Below are 1,727 nucleotides of genomic sequence, written 5' to 3'. Positions count from 1 at the left end.
GCCATGACGGCAACCGCGGTCGCCACGTTGCCGAGCAGCGTGCCCTGCAGCCAGCCGAGTGCCGCGACGATGGGGCCGGAACCGGCAGGATCGGCCGCAACGGCCTGAGCATGGGCCAGCGAAGGCGAAAGCTGGGCCGCGACCACGGCTGAAACTGCGTAGAAGCAGCGCGCGAAACGGCTGCGAAGATGTGCGTATCGAATCACCATACCCTCCGTATGAGCGCGCAGTGCGCTAGCAGGATGACAGGTGTGTGACGACAGTGCTGCGAACGGATCGTAAATCTCGTCGCAGATGATGAACGGATGACGGTTTTATTTCAGAGGCATCCACGCGGCGCTTGGCTTTGTTTATATGCGCGCCGTCGTGGCTGCCGCGACCTCGAAGGGGAGCGGATCAAGCACTCGGGAAAAATTGGACAGGGCAAGCCTCGCAGAAAAGGGGCGCCCCTCTCGGAACGCCCCTCATCCCCATCGAAAAGAAGACCTCAGCGCGAAGCCATCCGGTTCGCCGCCAGCATGCCGCTGAGCGCGCGCCGCGCCGCGAAACGGGAATCGACCCAGCTGCCGTCAGCCAGTTCGAGATCGTAGCGCACCGGCGTGGATACGGCGGCGCGATAGGCGGAAAGGGCCTTGGCACTCGCACCGGCGCGGGCATAGGCGGCGCCCAGGTTGATCAGCGTGGCCGGATCATCGGATTTGGCCGCGCCGCCCGCTTCGAGCTTGCTGATGGCCTCCTGCGTGCGCCCCGAAGCAAGCTCGGTGTAGGCGACATCGTGCGCCTGCGGCGGCGCGGGCGTTTCCACGGCGAGTGAAAACGCGGACTGGCCCAGGAGGACGGCGGTGGCGAGGGCGGTAAGGGACATGGCGATTTCTCCCGTGAACTATGTCGGTGCGCGTCCATCGTCCGCCCAAATCCGCTGCCCATCAAGAAAATGACGTTAGTGTCATAAAAATGCAATCAACCTGTGATCGCCTTACCCTGAGTCGACTCAATCGCAGCTAACTGCGGCTAATACGCAACGTCGTATTACCGTCGTATAAGTGCATATTACTGTCATCGTAATGCCAACAAAGCGTCACCCGTGAAGCCTAGACGCCTCGGTCAGCGAGGGGCGGAATCGTGATCGCCCCCGTTCGATCTGTTCGACCTGAACACGGGGGATTCATCGTGAAGAAAATTTCCGGTCTGCTGCTCATGGGCTGCAGCGCTCTCGCTCTCGCCGGCTGCGGCGCCGACGACATCGCCTCGCCCGGCAACGGCGGCGTGGTCGTCAATCCGAATCCGACCCCCACGCCGGCACCCACCCCGACGCCGGGCACCGGCACCGTGGTCGCTGCGGACAGCTGCCCGACCATCGCGGCTACCGGCGGCCTCACGAATGGCGGCGTGCTCCCCGGACCCGAGGGCACCTGGCGCATCTGCACCCTGCCCGCGCTGATCGACAAGAGCACCAGCCTGCCCAAGCTCGCCGGCGTGCTCTACCGCATCAACGGCCGCGTCGATGTCGGTTGCGACGGCGGTTTCAAGGCGCCGACCGCTGCGGCTCCCTTCACCACCACCACCGCGACCTGCGCCAGCCGCTCGCTCACGGCCGACACCAACGTCACCCTGACCATCGATCCGGGTGTCATCCTTTACGGCGAAAACACGTCCGAGGCCGCCTGGATCGCGGTCAACCGCGGCAACAAGATCAATGCCGAAGGCACCGCCGACAAGCCGATCAT

1 protein-coding gene and 2 pseudogenes are annotated in these 1,727 nt (G+C 64.4%); 1 reads left to right on the top strand and 2 read right to left on the bottom strand.

Features of this window, described 5'->3' with window-relative positions; all coding sequences use genetic code 11:
• Positions 1 to 209, bottom strand: a pseudogene (locus LH128_RS13150) (TrbC/VirB2 family protein); the annotation flags it as partial.
• Between the two features lie 278 nt (positions 210 to 487).
• The gene (locus tag LH128_RS13145) at positions 488 to 865 is read right to left on the bottom strand and encodes a hypothetical protein (protein ID WP_008830130.1); all 378 of its coding nucleotides are present in this window, start codon (positions 863 to 865) and stop codon (positions 488 to 490) included.
• 305 nt (positions 866 to 1,170) lie between these two features.
• Here LH128_RS13145 and LH128_RS13140 point away from each other — a divergent pair.
• Positions 1,171 to 1,727: pseudogene (locus LH128_RS13140) on the top strand (hypothetical protein); the annotation flags it as partial.

This window comes from Sphingomonas sp. LH128 (genome assembly GCF_000293195.2).
GTDB lineage: Bacteria > Pseudomonadota > Alphaproteobacteria > Sphingomonadales > Sphingomonadaceae > Novosphingobium > Novosphingobium resinovorum_A.
Note: the sequence above shows the minus strand (reverse complement) of the source record. Positions and strands in the feature narration are given on the sequence as shown.

Bases quoted from the DNA above. Each gene is read 5' to 3' on its own strand.
- LH128_RS13145 (WP_008830130.1), bottom strand. From the start codon at position 865: ATGTCCCTTACCGCCCTCGCCACCGCCGTCCTCCTGGGCCAGTCCGCG.